We start from the raw sequence: 1,894 nt of genomic DNA on the forward strand, positions 1-1,894 counted from the left end.
GATGCGACAACTGGCAGAGTATGTGTTGGAAATTGAATGTGCTGATATTGAGCATGTCGTCTCAGAGCTTACGCCTAAGTTTGGGCAACCGATTATAGAAGATGAACAATTGAGCTTTTTGATTAAAAATGCCGATACTGATCTGCATTCTCTGCAACAGGCATTGGGCAACAGTATTAACGCCATGCGCTGGCGTAAGCCGAATCTCAATGATGTGTATCTTTGGAAAGTCTGTCCACCGGAACAGGAGCAGGCAGCATGAGTTGGTTACCGGTTAAAGCCGTTGTTGGGCGTGAGCTGACAAAATTATTCCGTCAAAAAGCCCGTTTATTCAGTTCAATGGTGCGCCCGATGATCTGGTTACTGGTCATTGGGTCGGGTGTTGGCAGTATGTTAAGCGGGGCGCAGCAGGAAGGCTATCTGCAGTTTTTGGTGCCAGGTGTGTTAGCGATGACCTTGTTATTTGCAGCTTTATTGTCCGCATTAACACTGGTCTATGACAAAGAATTCGGTGTGATGCGCATGATGATGATTGCACCAGTGGCGCATTACTGGATTGTGTTATCCAAACTGATTGCTGCGACCATAACTGCTATGGTGCAGGCTTTATTATTGTTAGTTATTCTATTGCTGATTGGTTTGATTGATATACAGATTGCCTTGCTATTAATTCCACCCGCATTATTAACCGCTGTAGCCTGTGCGTCGATGGGCGGTTTGATTGCAGTATTTTCCAAAACACTGGATAACTTTGCGGTCATTATGAATTTCTTTATTTTCCCGGTATTTTTCTTAAGTGGTGCGCTTTATCCGGTCAGCCAGTTACCTGATATTCTGCGCTATGTGGTGCTGTTTAATCCGTTCAGTTATGGTGTGGATTTATTAAAACATGCTGTTCCCGGTGCCCAGTCAGATTTTTCAATCTGGATGGATATTGGGGTACTTCTGGTATTTTCTTCCCTGGCGGTTGTCATTGCCTGCTGGCGCTTTTCTCGTGAATCGGTACATGAGCCATTGTTTCACAGAGCAACCAAGCGCGGTTGAAGCAAAAATTAAACGGCTTACCAGCTCAAATTCGCAGCCACCTGTTTGTATTGGTAATCTGTTTTAAACATTCCTGAAAACTAGCGCCTGTTCAACCGATATCAGCATTATGGATGCGGTTGCACCACTTCTGGAAAGGTCATATCCTAGCTGATTAAAAAGTAGTATCTGATGTCTAGGAAATCACCATGTCAAATACCATGAGTCCAGCACATTCCAATATGGTCTGGCAGCAGGTTCGGCCCAATGAAGTTTCTAATCCTGATGTTCTGGAAGCATTACAGCAGATTGATCGTGCTCAATTTGTTTCTGATGATTATAAGTCGTTGGCCTATTCAGATACTCGTCTGCCCATCGGCTGTGGTCAGTTTATGTGGACACCTCTGGAAGAGGGAAGGATATTACAGGCCTTGCAATTAAAGCCTGCTAATACAGTTCTGGAGGTTGGCACGGGCAGTGGATTTTTTACTGCATTGATCGCCAAACTGTCATCAAACGTCATTAGTATTGAATATTTTGCCGAACTGTCTGGATTGGCTGGTTCGCGACTGGAAGCCGCTGGTGTGCAAAATGTGGTGTTACATTGCGGTGATGCCAGCCATGGCTGGAAGTTGGCTGATCGAATCGATGTGATCGTGTTGACGGCCAGTTGCCTGGAGGTTCCGGAAGACTATCTTCATGCACTTAAAGTCGGTGGCCATTTAGTGGCTATAACAGGCCAGGCTCCTGCTATGCAGGTGCAGCGCATTACCCGTTCAGATGAGTGGCAATGGCAAACCGAAAATTTATTTGAAACAGTGGTGGCGCCGATGGTGCACGCTGAAACAAAACCTGAATTTACCTTTTAATG

General features: G+C 45.2%; 2 protein-coding genes and 1 pseudogene. All 3 read left to right on the plus strand.

What is annotated here, in order from left to right:
• Positions 1-262, plus strand: a pseudogene (locus B3O33_RS03875) (ABC transporter ATP-binding protein); the annotation flags it as partial.
• A complete protein-coding gene (locus tag B3O33_RS03880; protein WP_292362107.1) occupies positions 259-1,044 on the plus strand; it encodes an ABC transporter permease in 786 nt (261 codons plus the stop codon). The pseudogene B3O33_RS03875 and the gene B3O33_RS03880, both read left to right, overlap by 4 nt.
• A 188-nt stretch (positions 1,045-1,232) precedes the next feature.
• Positions 1,233-1,892: a protein-L-isoaspartate O-methyltransferase family protein gene (locus B3O33_RS03885; protein WP_292362108.1), complete on the plus strand. Its 660-nt coding sequence runs from the start codon at positions 1,233-1,235 to the stop codon at positions 1,890-1,892.
• The last annotated feature ends 2 nt before the right edge of the window (positions 1,893-1,894 follow it).

Source organism: Methylophaga sp. UBA1464, from assembly GCF_002325665.1.
Classification (GTDB): domain Bacteria; phylum Pseudomonadota; class Gammaproteobacteria; order Nitrosococcales; family Methylophagaceae; genus Methylophaga.

What these genes read in the sequence shown, in the direction of transcription:
- B3O33_RS03880 (WP_292362107.1), top strand. Translation starts at nt 259, where the DNA reads ATGAGTTGGTTACCGGTTAAAGCCGTTGTTGGGCGTGAGCTGACAAAA.
- B3O33_RS03885 (WP_292362108.1), top strand. Translation starts at nt 1,233, where the DNA reads ATGTCAAATACCATGAGTCCAGCACATTCCAATATGGTCTGGCAGCAG.